Annotated in this window: 24 protein-coding genes and 1 riboswitch; of the genes, 19 read left to right on the forward strand and 5 right to left on the reverse strand. The window is 63.2% G+C overall.

What is annotated here, in order from left to right; translation table 11 throughout:
- The first annotated feature begins 301 nt into the window (after positions 1 to 301).
- The gene (locus tag E5221_RS06660; protein WP_247847024.1) at positions 302 to 520 is read left to right on the forward strand and encodes a hypothetical protein; all 219 of its coding nucleotides are present in this window, start codon (positions 302 to 304) and stop codon (positions 518 to 520) included.
- Between the two features lie 565 nt (positions 521 to 1,085).
- On the opposite strand, the gene E5221_RS06665 is transcribed toward E5221_RS06660, so the two are convergent.
- Positions 1,086 to 1,664 (reverse strand): hypothetical protein, encoded by a 579-nt coding sequence (locus tag E5221_RS06665; RefSeq protein WP_025338022.1) that lies wholly within the window; start codon positions 1,662 to 1,664, stop codon positions 1,086 to 1,088.
- A gap of 167 nt (positions 1,665 to 1,831) precedes the next feature.
- A riboswitch (cobalamin riboswitch) is annotated at positions 1,832 to 2,052 on the forward strand.
- Positions 2,053 to 2,172: 120 nt separating this feature from the next.
- Between E5221_RS06665 and cobO the strand changes: the two genes are divergently transcribed.
- The 16 genes from cobO to E5221_RS06740 all read left to right on the forward strand — a co-directional run bounded on the left by cobO (position 2,173) and on the right by E5221_RS06740 (position 15,687).
- Positions 2,173 to 2,784 carry a cob(I)yrinic acid a,c-diamide adenosyltransferase gene (gene cobO / locus E5221_RS06670; protein WP_013971375.1) on the forward strand — a complete coding sequence of 204 codons (612 nt, stop codon included), beginning with the start codon at positions 2,173 to 2,175 and terminating at the stop codon, positions 2,782 to 2,784.
- Positions 2,781 to 4,076 (forward strand): cobyrinate a,c-diamide synthase, encoded by a 1,296-nt coding sequence (locus E5221_RS06675; RefSeq protein ID WP_061552256.1) that lies wholly within the window; start codon positions 2,781 to 2,783, stop codon positions 4,074 to 4,076. Before cobO ends, E5221_RS06675 begins: the two co-directional genes overlap by 4 nt.
- Positions 4,073 to 4,723, forward strand: coding sequence for a 5,6-dimethylbenzimidazole synthase (gene bluB / locus E5221_RS06680; protein ID WP_039615363.1), 651 nt, complete (start codon positions 4,073 to 4,075; stop codon positions 4,721 to 4,723). Before E5221_RS06675 ends, bluB begins: the two co-directional genes overlap by 4 nt.
- Positions 4,720 to 5,628 (forward strand): adenosylcobinamide-phosphate synthase CbiB, encoded by a 909-nt coding sequence (gene cbiB / locus E5221_RS06685; RefSeq protein ID WP_015269245.1) that lies wholly within the window; start codon positions 4,720 to 4,722, stop codon positions 5,626 to 5,628. Before bluB ends, cbiB begins: the two co-directional genes overlap by 4 nt.
- The gene (gene cobD, locus E5221_RS06690) at positions 5,621 to 6,613 is read left to right on the forward strand and encodes a threonine-phosphate decarboxylase CobD (protein WP_182328619.1); all 993 of its coding nucleotides are present in this window, start codon (positions 5,621 to 5,623) and stop codon (positions 6,611 to 6,613) included. The genes cbiB and cobD overlap by 8 nt, the downstream gene beginning before the upstream one ends.
- Positions 6,610 to 8,064, forward strand: a complete 1,455-nt coding sequence (locus E5221_RS06695; protein ID WP_182328618.1) for a cobyric acid synthase — start codon at positions 6,610 to 6,612, stop codon at positions 8,062 to 8,064. Before cobD ends, E5221_RS06695 begins: the two co-directional genes overlap by 4 nt.
- A 1-nt stretch (position 8,065) precedes the next feature.
- The gene (gene cobU / locus E5221_RS06700) at positions 8,066 to 8,587 is read left to right on the forward strand and encodes a bifunctional adenosylcobinamide kinase/adenosylcobinamide-phosphate guanylyltransferase (RefSeq protein WP_013971381.1); all 522 of its coding nucleotides are present in this window, start codon (positions 8,066 to 8,068) and stop codon (positions 8,585 to 8,587) included.
- On the forward strand, positions 8,584 to 9,639 hold the full coding sequence (cobT, locus tag E5221_RS06705) for a nicotinate-nucleotide--dimethylbenzimidazole phosphoribosyltransferase (RefSeq protein WP_182328617.1): 1,056 nt from the start codon (positions 8,584 to 8,586) through the stop codon (positions 9,637 to 9,639). Before cobU ends, cobT begins: the two co-directional genes overlap by 4 nt.
- A complete protein-coding gene (gene cobC, locus E5221_RS06710; RefSeq protein ID WP_003257717.1) occupies positions 9,636 to 10,202 on the forward strand; it encodes an alpha-ribazole phosphatase family protein in 567 nt (188 codons plus the stop codon). The genes cobT and cobC overlap by 4 nt, the downstream gene beginning before the upstream one ends.
- Before the next feature lies 1 nt (position 10,203).
- Complete coding sequence (locus E5221_RS06715) at positions 10,204 to 10,926, forward strand: adenosylcobinamide-GDP ribazoletransferase (protein WP_061552261.1); 723 nt, start codon at positions 10,204 to 10,206, stop codon at positions 10,924 to 10,926.
- A gap of 225 nt (positions 10,927 to 11,151) precedes the next feature.
- On the forward strand, positions 11,152 to 12,267 hold the full coding sequence (locus E5221_RS06720) for a cellulase family glycosylhydrolase (RefSeq protein WP_247847726.1): 1,116 nt from the start codon (positions 11,152 to 11,154) through the stop codon (positions 12,265 to 12,267).
- 60 nt (positions 12,268 to 12,327) lie between these two features.
- Entirely contained in the window at positions 12,328 to 12,732 is a 405-nt protein-coding gene (locus E5221_RS06725; protein ID WP_013971386.1) for a MarR family winged helix-turn-helix transcriptional regulator, read from the forward strand.
- 73 nt (positions 12,733 to 12,805) lie between these two features.
- The gene (locus tag E5221_RS06730) at positions 12,806 to 13,999 is read left to right on the forward strand and encodes an MFS transporter (protein ID WP_161551462.1); all 1,194 of its coding nucleotides are present in this window, start codon (positions 12,806 to 12,808) and stop codon (positions 13,997 to 13,999) included.
- Complete coding sequence (locus E5221_RS28795) at positions 13,996 to 14,118, forward strand: hypothetical protein (protein ID WP_013971388.1); 123 nt, start codon at positions 13,996 to 13,998, stop codon at positions 14,116 to 14,118. The genes E5221_RS06730 and E5221_RS28795 overlap by 4 nt, the downstream gene beginning before the upstream one ends.
- Before the next feature lie 46 nt (positions 14,119 to 14,164).
- A complete protein-coding gene (locus tag E5221_RS06735) occupies positions 14,165 to 14,716 on the forward strand; it encodes a glutathione peroxidase (protein WP_182328615.1) in 552 nt (183 codons plus the stop codon).
- 635 nt (positions 14,717 to 15,351) lie between these two features.
- A complete protein-coding gene (locus tag E5221_RS06740) occupies positions 15,352 to 15,687 on the forward strand; it encodes a hypothetical protein (RefSeq protein ID WP_247847025.1) in 336 nt (111 codons plus the stop codon).
- Here the strand turns inward: E5221_RS06740 and E5221_RS06745 are convergent.
- Complete coding sequence (locus E5221_RS06745; RefSeq protein WP_061303109.1) at positions 15,594 to 15,854, reverse strand: DUF2798 domain-containing protein; 261 nt, start codon at positions 15,852 to 15,854, stop codon at positions 15,594 to 15,596. The genes E5221_RS06740 and E5221_RS06745 overlap by 94 nt on opposite strands.
- Positions 15,855 to 15,968: 114 nt before the next feature.
- Here E5221_RS06745 and E5221_RS06750 point away from each other — a divergent pair, with 114 nt between their 5' ends.
- Positions 15,969 to 16,898, forward strand: coding sequence for a LysR family transcriptional regulator (locus E5221_RS06750; protein ID WP_247847027.1), 930 nt, complete (start codon positions 15,969 to 15,971; stop codon positions 16,896 to 16,898).
- Between the two features lie 41 nt (positions 16,899 to 16,939).
- On the opposite strand, the gene E5221_RS06755 is transcribed toward E5221_RS06750, so the two are convergent.
- The 3 genes from E5221_RS06755 to E5221_RS06765 form a co-directional block, all read right to left on the reverse strand.
- The gene (locus E5221_RS06755) at positions 16,940 to 18,220 is read right to left on the reverse strand and encodes an outer membrane protein transport protein (protein ID WP_039614588.1); all 1,281 of its coding nucleotides are present in this window, start codon (positions 18,218 to 18,220) and stop codon (positions 16,940 to 16,942) included.
- 147 nt (positions 18,221 to 18,367) lie between these two features.
- The gene (locus tag E5221_RS06760; protein ID WP_003257336.1) at positions 18,368 to 18,850 is read right to left on the reverse strand and encodes a hypothetical protein; all 483 of its coding nucleotides are present in this window, start codon (positions 18,848 to 18,850) and stop codon (positions 18,368 to 18,370) included.
- Between the two features lie 249 nt (positions 18,851 to 19,099).
- Positions 19,100 to 19,324: a hypothetical protein gene (locus E5221_RS06765; RefSeq protein ID WP_003257337.1), complete on the reverse strand. Its 225-nt coding sequence runs from the start codon at positions 19,322 to 19,324 to the stop codon at positions 19,100 to 19,102.
- A 951-nt stretch (positions 19,325 to 20,275) separates the two neighbouring features.
- On the opposite strand from E5221_RS06765, the gene E5221_RS06770 reads away from it, so the two are divergent.
- Positions 20,276 to 20,695: an SEL1-like repeat protein gene (locus tag E5221_RS06770; RefSeq protein WP_024086418.1), complete on the forward strand. Its 420-nt coding sequence runs from the start codon at positions 20,276 to 20,278 to the stop codon at positions 20,693 to 20,695.
- Positions 20,696 to 20,956: the final 261 nt, after the last annotated feature.

The raw sequence follows: 20,956 nt of genomic DNA on the forward strand, positions 1-20,956 counted from the left end.
AAATGAATGTTGACCTTGTTGTTGATGCCCACGCTTGAAAGCGAAGAGCGAAGAGCGAAGAGCTGAAAAAGTACTGGTCTTGATCGCGCGCATAGTCCATTTACGATGGCGACGCATACTCACCTTTTCGCCCTTACGGCGAGTCACTTTTTGTCAAACGCGACAAAAAGTAACCAAAAAACGCTGCGCTCCCATCATCCGGCCCCTCCGCTACGCTACGGGGTTCCCTCGCGCCGGTCTTGCTCCCGGGAGTACGCGCTGCAGGCCCCATCCATGGGGCCTCAGCGCTTGACGGGCATCCATGCCCGTCACCTCCCTCCGCAAGACCTCTGCTCGGCCTCCTGAAGTCGCGAAGATCAAGATCAAGATCAAGATCAAGAGCAAGAGCAAGAGCAAGAGCAAGGGCAAGGGCAAGGGCAAGGGCAAGGGCAAGGGCAAGGGCAAGGGCAAGAGCAAGAGCAAGGGCAAGAGCAAGAGCAAGGGCAAGAGCAAGAGCAAGAGCATGCAGGTCTGGTGGTGACTCAATGTGCCAGTGAGATGCGCTGCTGTTGCAAAGGTGGCGTCGGGGCGAGACCAAGAATCAGATTTAACACCTTTCTTGTAGGCCGTTTCCCAAAGATACTCTTAACACCTATTCTCCGTTGCGCGTGCCAAATGCGGCCTCTAGTCTCGGCATGTCGTTGACCTTCAATGACCGGGTTAGCCGCCCGAAATCGTCAGACACCGCAGTTGAGCAATACCGAGTAATCGGCATTGACGCCTTATGGCGGCTGTGTGTGGGGCACCTGCGGGTGCGCCGGGTGCCTGACGTCCCGGTCGGCTAACCCACGAACAGCTGCCACCATACTGTTTAGCCGCGGCTGGTGGTCGTTCACTACGACAAGAGCCTCGAATGACCGCCGAGGACTCGAAATACACAGACAGCAAAACCGGAGCCGCATATAACTGAAAGGTTTAGCAGGGGCTCTGTGGGAGCGGGCGCGCCCGCGAACACCGGCGCAGCCGGTGCCAGCCACAGCGTTGGATTCTTCGCGGGCACGCCCGCTCCCATAGAAGCCACGTCGCCCGGCCCGAACCGAAGTGCTTCAAGCCTGCTTGAGCAGCAACGCCACCCCCGGGAAATACTGCCCCAGCTCGTTGTGCAACTTGCGGTAGGCATACGGGAAGTACCAGGCGATGGCACAGGCGGTATGTTTCTGCAGATCGTCGACCAGGTCCTGCAGTTCCTCGGGGCTGGCATGCTGGCCAGCCTTCCACGGGCTGATGAACAGCGCACCAGCTTTCAACTGGCTGGGGTAGGCCACCTGGCGCGCCAGGGCAGCGGTCTGCTGCAGGGCGTCGGCCATGTCCAGCCTCGCGATTCTTGGCCAGCGCTGACTGACACTGAGGTACAGCGCTTCATCGGCACTGCTGATCGACAGGTCGCAGCGCCCTTCGTGTTCACCTTCGTCGCGCTGCTTCTTGCCGGCAAACTGCTGCAGCGCCGCCAGTTCGGCTTGCCAGGCCGCTGCGGCAAGCAGCCCGGTATTGGCGGCGGCGCCATGCCAGTAAGGGGCTTCGGCATCGCCGGCAAACTGGTTGAAGCGGTCGATACAGTCGCCCCATCGCTCCAGCACCGGGGCGAGAAACTCCAGGCGCGGGTTGTTGATGATCTGGCCTCGCATGCTGCGCTCTCCTGTTGTAGTTGTGATCGCGTTCAGCTGAAAGTGATGGCTATGTGATATCACTGTATTCAGTGTGGCACAACAAGGTGAATTGGCCATTACCCAGGCGGAGCCTGTTCGGCTGCAAAGCGGCCCGCTTCGATTGACGCTCCCGGTGCAACCCTCTAACCTTCGCGCGTGTTTCAGGTGCCCTGCCAGCCCCGACTGGGCAGGGTGAAACTGGGAAGCCGGTGGGTGCCAGCATGGCGCGATTCCGGCGCTGCCCCCGCAACGGTAGGTGAGTCGCGGCCGCGCAGGGCCACTGGGTGCAAGCACCCGGGAAGGCGCGCAGGCCTGGGCCAAGGCCCGCTCACAAGCCCGGAGACCGGCCTGATACTGCCAACGGCATCACGGAGGGTGATGCGCGGTGCACCGTTGCCTACGGCCACGGCCCCTGCGCGTTCTCCGTCTGCCCGCCTTTTATCTGTCGCCGCGCGTTGCCGCGGGCGCCAGCCAGCGGAGAACCCTGATGAGCGAATCCACCGAACGCGACGAACGCCACCTGGCGCGCATGCAGCGCAAGAAGGCGATCATCGACGAACGCATCGCCAATTCCCCCAACGAATGCGGCCTGCTGCTGGTACTGACCGGCAATGGCAAGGGCAAGAGCAGCTCGGCCTTCGGTATGCTCGCGCGCGCACTGGGCCATGGCATGCAATGCGGTGTGGTGCAGTTCATCAAAGGCCGCAACAGCACCGGCGAAGAGCTGTTCTTCCGCCGTTTCCCCGAGCAGGTGCGCTACCACGTGATGGGCGAGGGCTTTACCTGGGAAACCCAGGATCGCCAGCGCGACATCGCCGCCGCCGAAGCCGCCTGGGCCGTGTCGCGCCAGTTGCTGCAAGACCCGAGCGTGCAGTTCGTGGTGCTCGATGAACTGAACATCGCCCTCAAGCACGGCTACCTCGACCTTGACCAGGTGCTGTCCGACATCCAGGCCCGCCCACCAATGCAGCATGTGATCGTCACTGGCCGTGCCGCGAAACCCGAGATGATCGAGCTGGCCGACACCGTGACCGAAATGGGCATGCTCAAGCACGCGTTCCAGGCCGGTATCCGTGCACAGAAGGGCGTGGAACTGTGAGCCAGCCGCGCCAGTGCCCTGCCGTGCTGATCGCGGCGCCGGCCTCAGGCCAGGGCAAGACCACTGTCACCGCTGCCTTGGCCCGGCTGCACCGCAACCTCGGGCGCAAGGTCCGGGTGTTCAAGTGCGGGCCCGACTTCCTCGACCCGATGATCCTCGAACGGGCCAGCGGCGCGCCGGTGTACCAGCTCGACCTGTGGATGATCGGCGCCGAGGAAAGCCGCCGCCTGCTGTGGGAAGCCGCCGGCGAGGCCGACCTGATCCTGATCGAAGGGGTGATGGGGCTGTTCGACGGCACGCCGTCCAGCGCCGACCTGGCGCGCCACTTCGGCGTGCCGGTGCTGGCGGTGATCGACGGCACGGCCATGGCCCAGACCTTCGGCGCGCTGGCCCTGGGCCTGGCACGCTACCAGGCGGACCTGCCGTTTGCCGGTGTGTTGGCCAACCGGGTGGGCAGCCTGCGCCACGCGCAACTGCTGGAAGGTAGCCTGACCGAAGGCCTGCGCTGGTATGGCGGCTTGTCCCGCGAGCGCGGTATAGAGCTACCCAGCCGCCACCTGGGGCTGGTCCAGGCCAGCGAGCTGAACGACCTGGACGCTCGCCTGGATGCCGCCGCCGAGGCGCTTGGCGCCAGTTGCGATGCCGCCTTGCCGCCGCCAGTGACCTTTGCCGAACCCGAGCCGCAAGCCAGTGTCGCCTCGTTGACCGGTGTGCGCATTGGCGTGGCGCGGGACGAGGCCTTTGCCTTCACCTATGGCGCCAACCTCGACCTGCTGCGCAACCTGGGCGCGCAGCTGGAGTTTTTCTCGCCGCTGCATGACCGCGAACTACCAGCAGTGGACAGCCTGTATCTGCCGGGCGGTTATCCCGAACTGCACCACCACGCCCTGGCTGCCAACGCGCCGATGAGCGAGGCGATCCGTGCCCATCACGCCCAGGGCAAACCGTTGCTGGCAGAGTGCGGCGGCATGCTGTACCTGCTTGATGCCCTGACCGACGTGGCCGGCGAGCGTGCCGAGCTGCTCGGCCTGCTGCCGGGCGAAGCGACCATGCAGAAGCGCCTGGCTGCCTTGGCCCTGCAGGCGGTGGAACTGCCGGAAGGCACCCTGCGCGGTCACACCTATCACCATTCGTTGACCAGTACCGTACTGGAGCCGATCGCACGTGGCCTGAGCCCCAACGGCGGGCGCGGCAACGAAGCGGTGTACCGCCTGGGTCGGCTGACGGCTTCCTACGTGCACTTCTACTTTCCCTCCAACCCTGATGCGGCGGCGGCGCTGTTGCGACCATGAGCGAACACGCCTACAGCGACGCCGAGCGCGCCGCGATCTATCGGGCCATCGGTGAACGCCGTGACATGCGCCATTTCGCCGGTGGCGAGGTAGCCCCGGAACTGCTGGGCCGCCTGTTGGCTGCCGCGCACCAGGCGCCGAGCGTCGGGTTGATGCAGCCCTGGCGTTTCATCCGCATCACCCGGCGCGATTTGCGTGCGCGCATCCAGGCGTTGGTGGAAGCAGAGCGGGTGCGTACCGCCGAAGCCTTGGGCGAACGCTCCGACGCCTTCATGAAACTGAAGGTGGAAGGCATCAATGACTGCGCCGAGTTGCTGGTGGCCGCCCTGATGGACAACCGCGAGCCGCATATCTTCGGCCGCCGCACCCTGCCGGAAATGGACCTGGCCTCGCTGGCCTGCGCCATCCAGAACCTTTGGCTGGCAGCCCGTGGCGAAGGCCTTGGCATGGGTTGGGTGTCGCTGTTCGACCCGCAGGCGCTGGCGGCGCTGCTGGGTATGCCAACCGGGGCCAAGCCGGTCGCGGTGCTGTGCCTGGGGCCGGTGACCGAGTTCTACCCGGCACCGATGCTGGTGCTGGAAAACTGGGCCGAGGAACGGCCCTTGAGTGAAATGCTCTTTGAGAACCAATGGGGAGAGCGCCAATGAGCGTGGCCTTGCTGACTGTGGCCGGGGTGGCCCTGGATGCCTTGCTGGGCGAACCGCAGCGGCGCCATCCGCTGGTAGCCTTCGGCAACATGGCCAGTAACCTCGAACGCCGCCTGAATGCCGGTGGGCGCGGCTGGCGCAGCCATGGGGTGAGCGCATGGTTCCTGGCCGTGGTGCCGCTTACTCTGGTGGCACTGATCCTCTCCTGGCTGCCGTATATCGGCTGGCTGGTCGACGTGCTGGCGCTGTACTGCGCCGTCGGGCTGCGCAGCCTGGGCGAACATGTGTTGCCGGTGGCCAGTGCCTTGCGCCAGGGTGACCTGCAAGAAGCGCGGCGCCGTGTGGGCTACCTGGTCAGCCGCGAAACCCGCGAACTGGACGAACCTGCGGTTGCCCGGGCGGCCACCGAGTCGGTGCTGGAGAATGGCAGCGATGCGGTATTCGCCGCGCTGTTCTGGTTCGTGGTCGCCGGCGCGCCGGGCGTGGTGCTGTACCGCCTGAGCAACACCCTGGACGCCATGTGGGGCTACCGCAACGAGCGCTTCGAACGCTTCGGCTGGTGTGCGGCGCGTGTCGATGATGTGCTCAACTATATTCCCGCCAGGCTGGTGGCGTTGACCTACGCGCTGCTGGGCAAGACCCGCCTGGCCCTGGCCTGCTGGCGCAAGCAGGGCCCGCTGTGGGACAGCCCCAATGCCGGGCCGGTGATGGCCGCCGGTGCTGGTGCGTTAGGGGTGGAACTCGGTGGCCCGGCGGTGTACCACGGCGAGCTGCATGAGCGGCCACGCCTGGGTGACGGGCCAATGGCCGACGCCGACGCCATCGAGCGCGGCTGGGGCCTGGTGCAGCGCGGCGTATGGCTGTGGCTGCTGGTGATCTGCCTGGGGGCCTATATCAATGCTTGAACACGGAGGCCGCCTGCTGCGGGCGGTACGGCAATACGGCATCGCCCGCGAGCAGTGGCTCGACCTGTCCAGCGGCATTGCGCCATGGCCTTTCCCGATTCCACCGATCCCCATGGAGGCCTGGGCGCGCCTGCCGGAGACCGAGGACGGCCTGGAGGACGCCGCGCGTGCGTATTACGGCGCCCGCCAATTGCTGGCGGTGGCCGGTTCCCAGGCCGCGATCCAGGCCTTGCCGCTGTTGCGCGCAGCCGGCCGGGTAGGGGTGTTGACGCCATGCTATGCCGAGCATCCATACGCCTGGCAACGGGCGGGGCACCAGTTGCTGGAGCTGGATGAAGCGCAGGTCGAGGCGACGCTCGACAGCCTCGACGTACTGGTGCTGGTGAACCCCAACAACCCTACCGGCCGCCGGTTGCCGCGTGAACGCCTGCTGGATTGGCACATGCGCCTGGCCGCCCGTGGTGGCTGGCTGCTGGTCGATGAAGCGTTCATGGACAACACCCCGGCAGAAAGCGTGGTCGATTGTGCCGAGCGCCCGGGGCTGATCGTGCTGCGCTCGTTCGGCAAGTTTTTCGGCCTGGCCGGCGTGCGCCTGGGGTTCGTTGCCGCCGAACGCAGCCTGCTGCAGCGCCTGGCCGAGTTGCTCGGCCCGTGGACTGTCAACGGCCCGACCCGGGTGCTGGCCCAGGCCAGCCTGGCCGACCACGCCGCCCAGCGTGTGCAGGTCGAACGCTGCGCTGCCGCCAGCCAGCGGCTGGTTATGCTGTTGCGCAGCGCTGGCCTGGCGCCCAGCGGTGGTTGCGGTCTGTTCCAGTACGTACGCAGCGAGCACGCTGCGCAACTGCATGACTTTCTCGCCCGCCGCGGCATCTTGGTGCGGCTGTTCGAGCAGCCGCAGGCGATACGCCTGGGGCTGCCAGCCTGTGCGGCGGACGAACAGCGCCTGGCCCAAGCCCTGGCGGCCTATCAGAAGGAAACGGCATGACCACCCTCATGGTGCAAGGCACCACCTCCGACGCCGGCAAGAGCACGCTGGTGACCGCACTGTGCCGCTGGCTGTTGCGCCAGGGCGTCGGCGTGGTGCCGTTCAAGCCGCAGAACATGGCGCTGAACAGCGCGGTGACCGCCGATGGCGGTGAAATCGGCCGGGCCCAGGCGGTGCAGGCCCAGGCCTGCCGGCTGCAACCACACACCGACATGAACCCGGTGCTGCTCAAGCCCAACAGCGACACCGGCGCCCAGGTGATCATCCATGGCCGTGCCGTCACCAGCATGAACGCGGTGGCCTACCACGACTACAAGGCCATCGCCATGCAGGCGGTGCTGGCTTCGCACCAGCGTCTGAGTGCTGCCTGGCCGGTGGTCATGGTCGAAGGCGCGGGCTCGCCGGCAGAGATCAACCTGCGTGCCGGTGACATTGCCAACATGGGCTTTGCCGAAGCGGTGGACTGCCCGGTGATCCTGGTTGCCGACATCAATCGTGGTGGTGTGTTCGCCCATCTCGTCGGCACCCTGGAACTGCTGTCGCCCAGTGAGCAGGCGCGGGTAAAGGGCTTTGTCATAAACCGCTTCCGCGGCGACATCGCCTTGCTGCAGCCGGGACTGGACTGGCTGGAACAGCGCACCGGCAAACCGGTACTGGGCGTGCTGCCGTATGTAAACGACCTGCATCTGGAAGCCGAAGACGGCATCGATGCACGCCAGGGGGCAAAGGCCGAGCGCGTGCTCAAGGTGATCGTCCCGGTGCTGCCGCGTATCAGCAACCACACCGACTTCGACCCACTGCGCCTGCACCCCCAGGTGGACCTGCAGTTCATCGGCGCGGGCCAGCCGATCCCGGCCGCCGACCTGATCATCCTGCCGGGTTCCAAGAGTGTGCGCGGCGACCTGGCGCAACTGCGTGAGCGCGGTTGGGACAAGGCCATCGACCGGCACCTGCGCTATGGCGGCAAGCTGATCGGGATCTGCGGCGGCCTGCAGATGCTGGGCCGCGAAGTGCATGACCCGCTTGGTCTCGAAGGGGCCGCCGGCTCCAGCCCGGGGCTTGGCCTGCTCGATTACGCCACGGTGCTCGAAGCTGAGAAGCAACTGCGCAACATTGCCGGCACGCTGAACCTGGAAGCAGTCCCGGTTGCCGGTTATGAAATCCATGCCGGCGTCACCACAGGGCCTGCCCTGGAGCAGCCAGCCGTGCAACTTGCCGATGGCCGTTGCGATGGTGCTGTCAGCGCTGATGGCCAGATACTTGTCACCTACCTGCACGGCCTGTTTGAAGGCAGCCAGTCGTGCGCGGCGCTGCTGCGCTGGGCTGGGCTGGATGATGTGCAGGCCGTCGATTACCAGGCCCTGCGCGAACGCGATATCGAGCGCCTGGCCGACCTGGTGGAAAAGCACCTGGACACCGCGCGCCTGCGCCAGCTCTGTGGGGTGGCCTGACATGCTCAACCTGATCCTCGGCGGCGCCCGCTCGGGCAAGAGCCGCCTGGCCGAACAGCTGGCCAGCGCCAGTGGCCTGCCGGTGACCTACATCGCCACCAGCCAGCCGCTGGATGGTGAAATGAACGAACGCGTGCTGCTGCATCGCCAGCGTCGCCCCGATGACTGGGGGTTGATCGAGGAACCCCTGGCCCTGGCCGCGGTACTGCGCGCCGAAGCAGCCGAAGGGCGCTGCCTGCTGGTGGATTGCCTGACCCTGTGGCTGACCAACCTGCTGATGCTCGAAGACGACCAGCGCCTGGCCGAGGAGCGTGATGCGCTGCTGGCCTGCCTGGAACAGTTGCCGGGCACGGTCATCCTGGTCAGTAATGAAACCGGCCTGGGCGTCGTGCCCATGGGCGAGCTGACTCGTCGCTATGTCGACCTGGCCGGCTGGTTGCACCAGGCCGTGGCCGAACGCTGTCAGCGCGTGGTGCTGACTGTGGCCGGCCTGCCCCTAATGCTCAAAGGACCTGCACTATGACCCAAGCCTGGTGGCGTGACGCCTGCCAACCTCTCGACAACGCCGCCATGGACCAGGCCCGCGCCCGTCAGCAGCAGCTGACCAAACCTGCCGGTTCGCTAGGCCAACTGGAAGGATTGGCCATTCAGCTGGCCGGCCTGCAGGGGTGTGAACGGCCGACCTTGGATAACGCCGCAATCAGCATTTTTGCCGGTGACCACGGCGTGGTCGAGGAAGGCATCTCGGCCTACCCGCAAGCGGTGACCGGGCAGATGCTGCGCAACTTCGTCGGTGGTGGCGCGGCAATCAGCGTGCTGGCGCGCCAGCTGCAGGCGAGTCTGGAAGTGGTCGACCTGGGCACCATCGACCCCCACCTGGAACTGCCTGGCGTGCGCCACCTGCGCCTTGGCGCCGGTACCGCCAACTTCGCCCGCCAGCCGGCGATGACCGAGGGCCAGCTGCAGGCCGCCCTGCAGGCCGGTCGCGATAGTGCCCTGCGCGCCGCCGAACAGGGCGCGCAGCTGTTCATCGGGGGCGAGATGGGTATTGGCAACACCACGGCTGCCGCTGCCCTGGCCAGCGTGTTGCTCGGCTGCCCGCCGGCTGAATTGAGTGGTCCGGGTACCGGCCTGGACCACGCCGGGGTGCGGCACAAGGCCGAGGTCATCGAGCGTGCGTTGAGCCTGCATGGCCTTAGCGCCAACGATCCATTGCAGGCACTGGGCTGTGTCGGTGGTTTCGAGATCGCGGCCTTGGCCGGTGCCTACATTGGCTGCGCGCAGGCGGGTATCGCGGTACTGGTGGACGGCTTCATCTGCAGTGTCGCCGCGCTGCTGGCGGTGCGCCTCAACCCGCAGTGTCGGGCCTGGTTGCTTTTCGCCCACCAAGGCGCAGAGCCTGGGCACAAAGCCTTGCTCGACGCCTTGCAGGCCGAGCCGTTGCTGGCCTTGGGACTGCGCCTGGGCGAGGGCAGTGGGGCTGCCCTGGCCGTGCCGCTGTTGCGCCTGGCCTGTGCGTTGCACGGGCAGATGGCGACCTTTGCCGAGGCTGCTGTGGCGGACCGCCCGGCATGATTCTCGACCTGCTACGCCATGGCGAAACCGAACAGGGCGGCTTGCGTGGCAGCCTTGATGATGCCTTGACCGACAAGGGCTGGGCGCAGATGCGTCAAGCCGTGGCCGAAGCCGGCCCGTGGGAGGTGCTGGTCAGTTCGCCGCTGCAGCGCTGTGCCCGTTTTGCCGAGGAACTGGGCGAGCGGCTGAACCTGCCTGTGCAGCGCGAAGCGGCATTGCAGGAGCTGCATTTTGGCGACTGGGAGGGCCGTAGTGCCGCGCAGATCATGGAAGACCAGGCGGACGCGCTGGGGCGCTTCTGGGCGGACCCTTACGCGTTTACACCGCCCAATGGCGAGCCGGTTGAGGCGTTCGCCGAGCGAGTACTGGCGGCTGTCGAGCGCTTGAGCCAGCAGCATGCTGGCAAGCGTGTGCTGCTGGTCACCCATGGCGGCGTGATGCGGCTGCTGCTGGCCCGTGCCCGTGGTTTGCCAAGGGCGCAGTTGCTGCAGGTCGAAGTCGGCCACGCTGCGCTAATGCGATTGGTGCCGGGTGACGACGGCCAGTGGGTCGAGGGGCGCTGACATGTTGCCGTTGTGGATTGCCTTGCAGTTTCTCAGCAGCCTGCCGGTGAGTCTGCCGGGCATGCCGGCGCCGCGTGAGGTGGGGCGCTCGCTGCTCTGCTACCCGCTGGTCGGGTTGCTGTTCGGCCTGTTGCTGTGGCTGGCCAGCTACCTGCTGCAGGGCACGCCTGCGCCGCTGCACGCGGCCCTGCTGCTCACGTTGTGGGTGTTGCTCAGTGGCGCCTTGCACCTGGATGGCCTGGCGGACAGCGCCGACGCTTGGCTTGGCGGTTTCGGTGACCGCGAACGCACCTTGCTGATCATGAAGGACCCACGTAGCGGGCCGATTGCCGTGGTCACCCTGGTGCTGGTGCTGTTGCTGAAGTTCTGCGCTTTGTGGGTGCTGGTCGAGCAGGGCATTGGCGCACAGTTGCTACTGGCACCGTTGATCGGGCGGGCGGCGATGCTCGGGCTGTTCCTGAGTACGCCATATGTACGGCAGGGCGGTTTGGGGCAGGCGCTGGCCGAGCACCTGCCCCGGCATGCGGCCGGCTGGGTGCTGCTGGGCTGTGTGCTTTTTTGCCTGGTCCTGGGCGGGTGGGTCATGGTACTGGCGTTGGCGGTGTTTGCCTGGTTGCGACAACTGATGTGCCGGCGCCTGGGCGGGACTACCGGCGATACCGCTGGTGCAATGCTGGAGTTGCTCGAACTGGCCGTGGTGCTGGGGTTGGCGTTGGGCCTCTGAGCCTTGCTCTGGGCCCTGCAGGAGCGCAATCAGATGTGTCTGTAGGGCGTTTCTGAGCCTAACGTGTCGGTAAATTCCTGAAAAAACTCAGCAAGAACCGGCATCTTTTCAATGGCGTATGCTTGCCCCTCCCGCAAACTGTCGAGGAGTGTCGGCACCATGCGTCATGTCATTCTTGCTGCGTTTTTGTTGGCCATGGGGCCTGCCGCCGTGGCAGCCGATCTCATGGCTTTCTGGAACACCCCCCGCCACGGTGGCAACAGCTTCAACCGGCTGCCACCTGACCAAGCCTACTTCGACGCCTTGAGCGGTTATGGCGCGACCTGGGTGCGGCTGTCCTACGACAAATGGCAGCCGGCGGAACGCGATTTCCTCATCGGCGATGCCGATGCCTACCAAGGCCTGCCTGCCGCCGACCTGGCCACGCTGCGAGCTACCCTCGACCGCGCCCACCAGGCCGGCCTCAAGGTGGTCATCTCACCGCTCTCGTTACCCGGTATGCGCTGGTCGCAAAACAACCAGGGCCAGTTCGACGACCGCCTCTGGCAGGACAAACGCTACTGGTTGCAGTCTGCGGCCTTCTGGCGGGATCTGGCCCGTGAGCTGAAAGGTCACCCGGCCATCGCCGCCTACAACCTGGTCAACGAGCCCGCCCCGGAGAAGCACGGTGGCCTGGCCGAGCATGCCAACCCTGGGCAAATGCAGCAGTGGTATGCAGGGCAGCAGGGCACTGCGCGTGATCTGCCGGCCCTGTATCGGCAGTTGATAGCGGCTATTCGCGAGGAGGACGCGGACACGCCGGTCATGCTCGATGCCGGCTGGTTCGCCGCCGCCGACGCCTTCGGTTACTGGCCGGCTCCCCTGGAAGACCAGCGGGTGCTGTACAGCGTGCACATGTACGAGCCCTATCTGGTGACCAGTGCACCGAACATGACGCGCAAGCAACCCATCGCCTATCCCGGCCCGGCACCGTTTGCGGGCCAGACGCAGCAGTGGGATGGCCAGCGTGTGGCGCAATACCTGCGCCAGCCGCTGGATTGGGCCGCGGCCATGAACGTGCCCCGCTCTCGGTTGGTGGTGGGAGAGTTCGGCTGCATGCGCAGGCTGCCGGGCTGCCGGCAATACCTGGAAGACGTGCTCAGCGTGCTGGATCGCCACCAGTTGCACTGGGCCTTCTACAGCTTCCGTGAAGACAACTGGGATGGCATGGACTATGAGCTGGGCTCGACCAAGGTGCCGTGGCGCTATTGGCAGGCAATCGAGCAGGGCGCTCCAGACCCGCTACCGCGCAAGGCCACGGTGGAGTTCGAGCCGATTCGCAAGCGGCTGAACCCAGGCTGAGGTGTCTGGCAGTCGTGAAAACTCTTGCAATACACATGATGCGGGTATATACACGTATCCATGTTGACCAGTGAATGCATCTGCACCCATCTGCGTCGCGCCGCCCGTGGGGTGAGCCGGCATTACGACGAGGCCCTTGCCAGCTTTGGGGTCAATGTCGCCCAGTTTTCCCTGTTGCGTCATCTGCAGCGGCTCGATCGTCCCAGTATCACCACCCTGGCGGAGGCCATGGGCCTGGAGCGCAGTACCCTGGGCCGCAACCTGCGGGTGCTGGAGGCTGAAGGGCTGGTGGCCTTGGCCGATGGTGACGACCAACGCAACCGCGTGGTGCTGCTGACCGAGGCCGGTACCCAATTGCTGCACGCGGCCCATCCGGCCTGGGAACAGGCACAGGCAGAGTTGGTGGAGCGGCTGGGGGCAGGGCAGCGGGATGAACTGGTCCGTTTGCTGAATCAGCTGGCTTGAAATTGGTACGACTATAAGCGGGTATATACCCGTAAAACCTTGCGATGTGCTGGAGATAACGACAATGACTTCGGTGTGGCGAACCAGCGGGTGGGTATTGGTGGGGGCAGCGCTGATCCTGGCGCTATCCCTGGGTGTGCGGCACGGCTTCGGCCTGTTCCTGGCGCCTATGAGCGCGGACTTCGGCTGGGGGCGTGAGGTGTTTGCCTTCGCCATCGCCTTGCAGAACCTGATCTGGGGCCTGGCGCAACCGTTCGCCGGCGCCCTGGCTGACCGCATGGGCGCGGCGCGGGTGGTGATCATTGGCGGTATTCTCTACGCTGCCGGGTTGGTGCTGATGGGTATGGCCGACTCGGCCTGGTCGTTGTCGCTGAGTGCCGGCTTGTTGATCGGTATCGGTCTGTCCGGCACCTCGTTCTCGGTCATCCTCGGCGTGGTCGGGCGTGCCGTGCCGGCGGAAAAGCGCAGCATGGCCATGGGCATTGCCAGTGCTGCTGGTTCTTTTGGCCAGTTCGCAATGTTGCCGGGCACGCTCGGCCTTATCCAGTGGCTGGGCTGGTCCGCAGCGTTGCTGGTCCTGGGCCTGATGGTGGCGCTGATCGTGCCTTTCGTCGGCCTGCTGCGCGACCGGCCTCTGCCCACTCATGGAGCCGAACAGACCCTGAGCCAGGCTTTGCGCGAGGCTTGCTCGCACTCCGGCTTCTGGTTGCTGGCGCTGGGCTTTTTCGTTTGTGGTTTCCAGGTGGTGTTCATTGGCGTGCATCTGCCGGCCTACCTGGTCGACCAGCATCTTGCCGCGACTACCGGCACCACGGTGCTGGCGCTGGTAGGCCTTTTCAATATCGTCGGTACCTTCACTGCCGGCTGGCTGGGCGGGCGCATGTCCAAGCCGCGCCTGCTGACCGGGCTGTACCTACTGCGTGCGGTAGTGATCGTGCTGTTCCTCTGGGCGCCGGTGACCGAATTCAGTGCTTATCTGTTCGGCATCGCCATGGGCCTGCTGTGGTTGTCCACGGTGCCGTTGACCAACGGCACCGTGGCTACCGTATTCGGCGTGCGCAACTTGTCCATGCTTGGCGGTATCGTCTTCCTGTTCCACCAGCTGGGTGCCTTCCTGGGCGGTTGGTTGGGCGGGGTGGTGTATGACCGCACCGGCAGCTACGACCTGGTCTGGCAGATTTCCATCCTGCTCAGCCTGCTGGCTGCCGCCCTCAATTGGCCCGTGCGCGAACGCCCGGTCGCCCGCCTGCAGGCCCAGGCCGCATGAACCGCTACCTGGCTCGAGGGCTACTGGCCCTCGCCGCCCTGTCGTTGCTGGCGCTGGTGTGGTGGGGCTGGCACAAGGGCGGGATGGCGTTGATGCAACTGGGCATGAGTGTTTGTTAGGCGCTACCCTGCAAGTTCAAGGATTGTCTTGCGGGAGAAACGAGTCATGCGTGCACATTGGTTGACGGTGCCGGTGCTGGCCCTGCTTGCCGGCGCATCGAGCTGGGCTGCCGATTGCCCGGCGTTGTTGCAGGGTAGCCTGCCAGAGTTGCGGGGCAAGGGGCAGGTGGACCTGTGCGAGCGCTTTGCCGGCAAGCCCTTGGTGGTGGTGAATACAGCCAGTTACTGCGGTTTCGCGCCGCAGTTCGAGGGGCTTGAGGCGACCTACAAGGAATATCACGGGCAAGGCTTGGAAATGCTTGGCGTGCCGTCCAATGACTTCAAGCAGGAGGACGCCGACAGCGAGAAGACTGCCAAGGTTTGTTATGCCAACTATGGCGTCACCTTTACCATGACCAAGACACAGGCGGTTCGGGGCGCGGATGCGATACCGCTGTTCGCGGAGCTTGCCAGCCAGAGCAGTGCGCCGAAGTGGAATTTCTACAAGTACGTGGTGGACCGTAAAGGCAAGGTGATAGGTAACTTCTCCAGCCTGACCAAGCCGGATGATCCAGCGTTCCGGGCAGCCATCGAAAAGGCCATTGCCTCCCAGCCATAACCTAGCAGCTCTTGCTCTTGCTCTTGCTCTTGCTTTTGCTTTTAAGCGCGCGATAGTTCAGGCACCGCCGATTGCGACTTCAGGAGGCCGAGCGAAGGGACTGCGGAGGGAGGTGACGGGCATGGATGCCCGTCAAGCGCTGAGGCCCCATGGATGGGGCCTGCAGCGCGTACTCCCGGGAGCAGGCCCGTAGCGAGGGGACCCCGGAGCGCAGCGTAGGGGCCGGATGATAGGAGCCAGCGTTTTTTGGTTACTTTTTGTCGCGTTTGACAAAAAGTGACCCGCCGTAAGGGCGGAAAGGTGATTAAGCGCCACCTTCGAAAATGAATGTTGACCTTGTTGTTGATGCCCACGCTTGAAAGCGAAGAGCGAAGAGCGAAGAGCGAAGAGCGAAGAGCGGAAAAGTACTGGTCTTGATATCGCGCATAGTCCATTTACGATGGCGACGCATACTCACCTTTTCGCCCTTACGGCGAGTCACTTTTTGCCAAACGCGGCAAAAAGTAACCAAAAAACGCTGCGCTCCCATCATCCGGCCCCTGCGCTGCGCTCCGGGGTTCCCTCGCGCCGGTCTTGCTCCCGGGAGGACGCGCTGCAGGCCCCATCCATGGGGCCTCAGCGCTTGACGGGCATCCATGCCCGTCACCTCCCTCCGCAAGACCTCTGCTCGGCCTCCTGAAGTCGCGAAGATCAAGATCAAGATCAAGATCAAGATCAAGATCAAGATCAAGATCAAGATCAAGAGCAAGATCAAGATCAAGATCAAGATCAAGAGCAAGATCAAGAGCAAGAGCAAGATCAAGAGCAAGAGCAAGAGCAAGAGCAAGAGCAAGAGCAAGAGCAAGAGCAGGGGGCTTGCCTGGGCTTTGGGGTTACTTCACTTTGCATGCACAGTAATCGCCACCAACCGCACAACCACCGGCCTGACCATCAATACACAAACGAACGCCACAGGCATCGCCAACTGGTAAGCCTTCAGCACGTTGCCAAGGTACTCAGGGTTGACCCCCGCATTCGCTGCCGTGATCACGAAACACATCAATAGCGCCATGATCGACGACATGTAAAAGGCAAAAACGTAAGGCGTGGCGGCGGGATGCAATTTGCGTCGGCTGCGTGCCTGGGACAAGTTGCTCATGCGAACTCCTGAAAAGTAAGTAGAGACGCAGGTTAGCAACGCACCCGGCAGCAGCTGTAGACCAGCCGCATTGAGTTCTTTATAAAGATATTCTTACGAATCCAAGGGCTCAGCATGGACCTGCTCAACGCCATTCGCAGTTTCATCAAGGTGGTCGAAGCCGGCAGCATCGCCGCCGGTGCCCGCAACCTGGGCCTGAGCCCGGCCGCGGTTAGCCAGAACCTGGCACGCCTGGAAGGCCACTTGCAGGTTCGCCTGCTCAGCCGCACCACCCGCAGTATGGCGCTGACACCCGCCGGCACCCAGTATTACGAACGCGTCAGGCACATCGAGCGCGACCTGGCCTTGGCCGAACAGGCCGTCACCACCCCCGACAGTGAGCCCCAAGGGCGGCTGTGCATTGCCTCGACGTCCGCCTTCGGTCGCCACGTGCTGGCGCCATTGATACCTGCGTTCAGCGCCCGCTACCCACTGCTTTCGATAGAGTTGGTAACGACTGATCGCCGGGTCAACCACGCGCGGGAGGATGTGGACGTGAGTCTGCGCATTGCCCCGCAACTCGAAGACCAGTTGCTGGCCCGGCATATCGCCCGTATACCGTTCATATGCTGTGCCTCGCCCGGTTACCTGCAAAGCGCCGGCGTGCCGGCCATGCCCGAGGCCTTGCGTGACCACCGCTGCCTGGTGTTCCGCTACCCGGTGGATGGGCGCTTCCTGCGTTGGGGGTTCATGCGCGACGGGCTGCGGTTCGAGGCAGAGTTCGGCGGTGTCCTGATCAGCGACGACATCGATGCCCTGACCCAGATGGCGCTGCACGATGGCGGCATCACCCGCCTTGCCGAGTTCATCGTAAGGCCGCATCTGGATAACGGGGCGCTGGTGCCGTTGTTCGAATACAGCGATAGCGGCCAGGCCTATGCCCAGACCGAACCGATGGATATCTATCTGTGCCTGGCCGACCGCTTTGCCATGACCGCAAAAGTACAGGTGTTCATGGACTACCTGCGCGAATGCCTGGGCGATGACTGGCAGGTGAAGGTGTAAAAAAACCGCCACGAGGGCGGTTTTCATGTCACGCGTATGAATCAGAAGCGGTAGGTAAGGGATGCACCAATACCGTGAGCACTGTTCTCATACTTGGCCTGATAGGTGCCTTTCAGCGCCTGTTGTGTCGGCGAGCCGGACACATTGTTCACCTTGGTATCCTCTTCCCACAGATACGAGTAGGCAACATCGATGGTCATGTCGTCGTTCGGGCTCCAACCGGCACCAAAGCTGACAGCCTTGCGGTCGCCGGTAGGAATGCGCGGCGAGCGATCATGGTTGTTGGTGGGCGACTGGTCGACGGAGAAGCCTGCACGCAGGGTCCACTCCTTGTTCACCTTGTAGGCAGCACCAATGGCGTGTGCCCAGGTGTCATGCCAGTTTTGCTCTTCGGTGATGGTCTGCAGTGGGTAGCCCGTCGGTGCTTCGTTCTTGACAACGATGCTCTCCAGGCGGCTCCAGCGAGTCCAGGTACTACCCGCATAGAGTGTCCACTGGTCATCCAGTTCATGGGTGATCGAGAAGTCCACCGATTCTGGCGTCTTTATTTTCAGGCTGGCGTCGAATTTGCCGTTCAGGCCGAGGGCTGCAATCGGGTACGACACTCGCGTGTCGCCTTCAAGCTTGTAGTCGACCATGGAGTGATAGGTCAGGCCCAGGCGGGTACGGTCTGTGGCTTGCACGAGGACGCCAATGTTGTAACCGATCGCGGTGTCGTCGCCCTTGATCTTGATTTCGCCATCCGGCCCGTTCGGGCCCAGCAGCGCCTTGCTGGACAGATTCGAGCCCAGTTCACCCTTGATACGGTTGATGGTCGGACCGAAACCGATCGACACCTTGTCGTTGAAGGCATAGCTGATGGTTGGCTGGAAGGTGACAACCTCGACCTTGCTCTTCTTGCCCCAGTAGCGTGCCGCGTCGTCGCTGCCGTAGTCCGTGATCAGGCCGTATGGCACGTAAACGCCGAAACCGACGCTCCAGTGATCATCGATAGGTTTGACGTAATAGCCCATGGGTACACCCACGACCGGGACCATGTCGCCATCGGTTTCCCCCCCGAAATTGCTACCACGACCTGAAATATCAGTTTTGGCAATGACAGCCGCGCCACCCACGGTGACCTGTTCGCGCTTGAGGCGAGACATGCCCGCAGGGTTGCCATACACCGTGCTGGCATCTTCGGCAGAAGACGAACGTCCCGCAAAACCGGTTCCCATGCCGCTGATGCTTTGTTCGTTCAGCGCGAAACCTGCGGCGAGCAGTTGGCTGGAAGCAAGTGCAACGGCTACGCCGAGGGAGGCTTTGAGCATTACTTTTTTCATTATTAGAAAACTCCTTGGGATCTCCGGGGCGAAAAGCTACCAACAAATCACGCGCCGCGCTATAGCCTCAATCGCAGGAGATAGAGCGGTTTTGTAGGACAATCCGACCAAAATTCCCTTTTTTCCGGGCACGTTGTAGGACGCGTCTTAAGATGCCTGCGGCAATCTCTGATCTATGCAGGTATGCCAGGCGTGTGTGAAGTCGCGCAGGCGACCTTGGGGGTTGAAAATCTGTCGCCAGATTCGCGCAAGTGCGAGAAGGTCATCGGCGGCCGGCAGTGGCGTGGCCTGCTCTTCGATGAGCATCCAGGCAATCGCGGTTGAATAACGCAGGTTGACGGTGAGTTCCAGGTGCGGGCCGCCGAGGAAGGCGTGCTGGCTGGCCAGGCCGCGGACCAGGCTGGCCAGGTCGGGGTCACGGGCAAGATAGTCGTCCCAGATAGCCTGGTGACGGTGTTCGCCGATACGGTACAGACCGTGCCCACGACGGTCGTGCAAGGCCGACCCCAGGGCCGACTGGCTGGCGGCGATGCCAAGCAACAAGGCTTCGGCGCTGGCACAGTGACGGTTCAGGTAGACCAGGGTGGGTCGGATCACATACTGACACAATTCATTCGCCGCGATACCCATGATGCCCTCGAGCAGTTAAGGGCCGGACGGGCGCTGGAGCTTGGCAGCTGGTGAGTGATCAGGCCCGCCGGAAGCGGCAAGCACCGCTCGAGTTGAAGTGTAGTGTGATAATCGTGGTGTAAAGGGCTGTTTTTAAATCGATTGCTGCCTGACGTACTTGGCTATATGCCTTAAGGCAATTACGCCACGAACGTTCAGGCAGGCTTGCGATGGCATGATTCAGCGCTTGAATACCGCAGCATTCGCCGCTCACGCGGTGAGCGACTGGCGGGTTCGGGCGATGACCGCCTGCAGCGGTTCGCTGCGGCTGTACTGTTCGGGGTACAGGCGCTCGGTGTGGCAGGCGACGCCGTGTTCGTCTACCAGGGTGAAGCTAAAGCTGCCTTTGCGAGGGGCAACGATAAGGCACTTCAACGGCGAGAAGGCCTGGGAGAGGGTGCCAATGGCAGCCTGAATCTGATGATGAGTTTGCATATTGTTGGAGGTTCCTGCTTTAAACACGGGGTTATGATCCGTGCATGATAGAAACGTTCCAGTGACGCCTTTATTAAGGGACGAACGAACCTGACTGGAACAGGGCAGCCAGAGGGAGCGCAATCAAAGGTGGGCGCGTGGGCTGACTGGTAGGTACTTCAGAGGGCAGGCAGCACGCCGGGGCCATGGTTCTAGGCCGTCGGGGTGGGATCCTGATCAATCTGTCACGTGATTCGTGCTTGAACAGCGCTGGGCTGGCGAGTGAATCATCGAATGGGCCGGTCCTGGTTTCAGCAGCGCCACCCTTGGGAGGAGTGTGTCTGCAAGGACGCTTGAGGCCAGAATTGACTTTCAGCTTGGTACTAACGATGCGCACCTTAACGAAAATACAGGTGCTTGGCAAGGACTTCGTGTAAGTACAGGTTAGCCGCGCAGTATGGCGCGTATTTTCCCTGATGGGAAGGGTCTGCAAAAGGCCCGTATCCGGCCTGATGTACCGATTTCGTGCATTCAATTGAAGGTTTTTGGTGCACTTGTTCACATTCGGAGCAGCGCTTGCAACTGCCTTGCAGCATGCCATGACAGCCTCGCCAATGCCTTGACTGGCCGGTTAAGTCAATGAAAAAAAACACTATTTTTAGCTGGTGAAAAAATCGTCAGTTTGAGCGAAAGCCCCAATTCATAGGGGTTTGCGAGGGATGCCAGGGGGTTGTCCACCGAGTTATCCACAGGAACTGTGGATTGTCCCTGGCGCTTGCTCTAGGACGGGCGTGCCAGCAATACAGTGAACTGTCCGACAATCGACATGCTTCAGGAACCTAGTTGGTCATCCACTTGAAAACGTCAAGAAAAGATCATTGAAATTTTTTTCAATCCTGCAGAAATCGGAAGGCCATGTCGCAAAAAAAAGGGTAGAGTGGCGCGCCTTTCGAGTTGCCAATCCTGTTGCTCATGAAGTTTCGCGGTAAACACCTCGCCAGCCCTGCTGCATCGACGCCTGCGCCTCCCCCCAAACGTTTCTCCCTCAAAGTGGCCTTGTGGTTGCTCGACAACCCGCGCCTGGGTGACAAGCCGCAGGTCAAGCACTTGGCCGGGCGCCTGTTGAAACAGCCGGCGCGTCAGGGTGTGGTAGTGGCGCAAAGCCGCCTGGGACAGATGTTGTGCCGTGATTGCGGCAATGCCCGTGACCGGCGTATTGGCCATGAACTGCTGCGCCAGGCGGCCCGCGCCGGTGATCGGCGGGCGCAGCTGGAGTATGCGCGGCTGTGCCAGCACAACGAGCCGGAGCAGGCGCGGTACTGGCTGGAACTGGCGGCGGGGCAGGGGTCGCAGGAAGCGCGGCGGCTTTTGCGGCAGTGGTTCCATGCCTGAGGTGTGTTGCCAGCACTGGCCTTTTCGCGGGTAAACCCGCTCCCACAGGAATAGCTATACCTCGGATACTGTGCAATCCCTGTAGGAGCGGGTTTACCCGCGAAGAGGGCTGAACAGGCAACACACCGCTCAGGCTGATAAGCTGCGATGCATTCATCCAGGATCATTCGGGGTAAGCATGACAGTGGATCTGGCCAGCATTCTGCTGGGCTTGGTGGCAGGTGCATTACCTTGCCTGGGTTGGGCCATGCAGTTGCAGCG

This window comes from Pseudomonas sp. A2, from assembly GCF_023100865.1.
GTDB lineage: Bacteria > Pseudomonadota > Gammaproteobacteria > Pseudomonadales > Pseudomonadaceae > Aquipseudomonas > Aquipseudomonas asiatica.

Excerpts from the sequence above, each read along its gene's own strand:
- E5221_RS06660 (WP_247847024.1), top strand. The coding sequence starts at position 302 with ATGCCCGTCACCTCCCTCCGCAAGACCTCTGCTCGGCCTCCTGAAGTC.
- E5221_RS06665 (WP_025338022.1), bottom strand. The coding sequence starts at position 1,664 with ATGCGAGGCCAGATCATCAACAACCCGCGCCTGGAGTTTCTCGCCCCG.
- cobO (WP_013971375.1), top strand. The coding sequence starts at position 2,173 with ATGAGCGAATCCACCGAACGCGACGAACGCCACCTGGCGCGCATGCAG.
- bluB (WP_039615363.1), top strand. The coding sequence starts at position 4,073 with ATGAGCGAACACGCCTACAGCGACGCCGAGCGCGCCGCGATCTATCGG.
- cbiB (WP_015269245.1), top strand. The coding sequence starts at position 4,720 with ATGAGCGTGGCCTTGCTGACTGTGGCCGGGGTGGCCCTGGATGCCTTG.
- cobD (WP_182328619.1), top strand. The coding sequence starts at position 5,621 with ATGCTTGAACACGGAGGCCGCCTGCTGCGGGCGGTACGGCAATACGGC.
- E5221_RS06695 (WP_182328618.1), top strand. The coding sequence starts at position 6,610 with ATGACCACCCTCATGGTGCAAGGCACCACCTCCGACGCCGGCAAGAGC.
- cobU (WP_013971381.1), top strand. The coding sequence starts at position 8,066 with ATGCTCAACCTGATCCTCGGCGGCGCCCGCTCGGGCAAGAGCCGCCTG.
- cobT (WP_182328617.1), top strand. The coding sequence starts at position 8,584 with ATGACCCAAGCCTGGTGGCGTGACGCCTGCCAACCTCTCGACAACGCC.
- cobC (WP_003257717.1), top strand. The coding sequence starts at position 9,636 with ATGATTCTCGACCTGCTACGCCATGGCGAAACCGAACAGGGCGGCTTG.
- E5221_RS06715 (WP_061552261.1), top strand. The coding sequence starts at position 10,204 with ATGTTGCCGTTGTGGATTGCCTTGCAGTTTCTCAGCAGCCTGCCGGTG.
- E5221_RS06720 (WP_247847726.1), top strand. The coding sequence starts at position 11,152 with ATGGCTTTCTGGAACACCCCCCGCCACGGTGGCAACAGCTTCAACCGG.
- E5221_RS06725 (WP_013971386.1), top strand. The coding sequence starts at position 12,328 with ATGTTGACCAGTGAATGCATCTGCACCCATCTGCGTCGCGCCGCCCGT.
- E5221_RS28795 (WP_013971388.1), top strand. The coding sequence starts at position 13,996 with ATGAACCGCTACCTGGCTCGAGGGCTACTGGCCCTCGCCGCCCTGTCG.
- E5221_RS06735 (WP_182328615.1), top strand. The coding sequence starts at position 14,165 with ATGCGTGCACATTGGTTGACGGTGCCGGTGCTGGCCCTGCTTGCCGGC.
- E5221_RS06740 (WP_247847025.1), top strand. The coding sequence starts at position 15,352 with ATGCCCGTCACCTCCCTCCGCAAGACCTCTGCTCGGCCTCCTGAAGTC.
- E5221_RS06745 (WP_061303109.1), bottom strand. The coding sequence starts at position 15,854 with ATGAGCAACTTGTCCCAGGCACGCAGCCGACGCAAATTGCATCCCGCC.
- E5221_RS06750 (WP_247847027.1), top strand. The coding sequence starts at position 15,969 with ATGGACCTGCTCAACGCCATTCGCAGTTTCATCAAGGTGGTCGAAGCC.
- E5221_RS06755 (WP_039614588.1), bottom strand. The coding sequence starts at position 18,220 with ATGAAAAAAGTAATGCTCAAAGCCTCCCTCGGCGTAGCCGTTGCACTT.
- E5221_RS06760 (WP_003257336.1), bottom strand. The coding sequence starts at position 18,850 with ATGGGTATCGCGGCGAATGAATTGTGTCAGTATGTGATCCGACCCACC.
- E5221_RS06765 (WP_003257337.1), bottom strand. The coding sequence starts at position 19,324 with ATGCAAACTCATCATCAGATTCAGGCTGCCATTGGCACCCTCTCCCAG.
- E5221_RS06770 (WP_024086418.1), top strand. The coding sequence starts at position 20,276 with ATGAAGTTTCGCGGTAAACACCTCGCCAGCCCTGCTGCATCGACGCCT.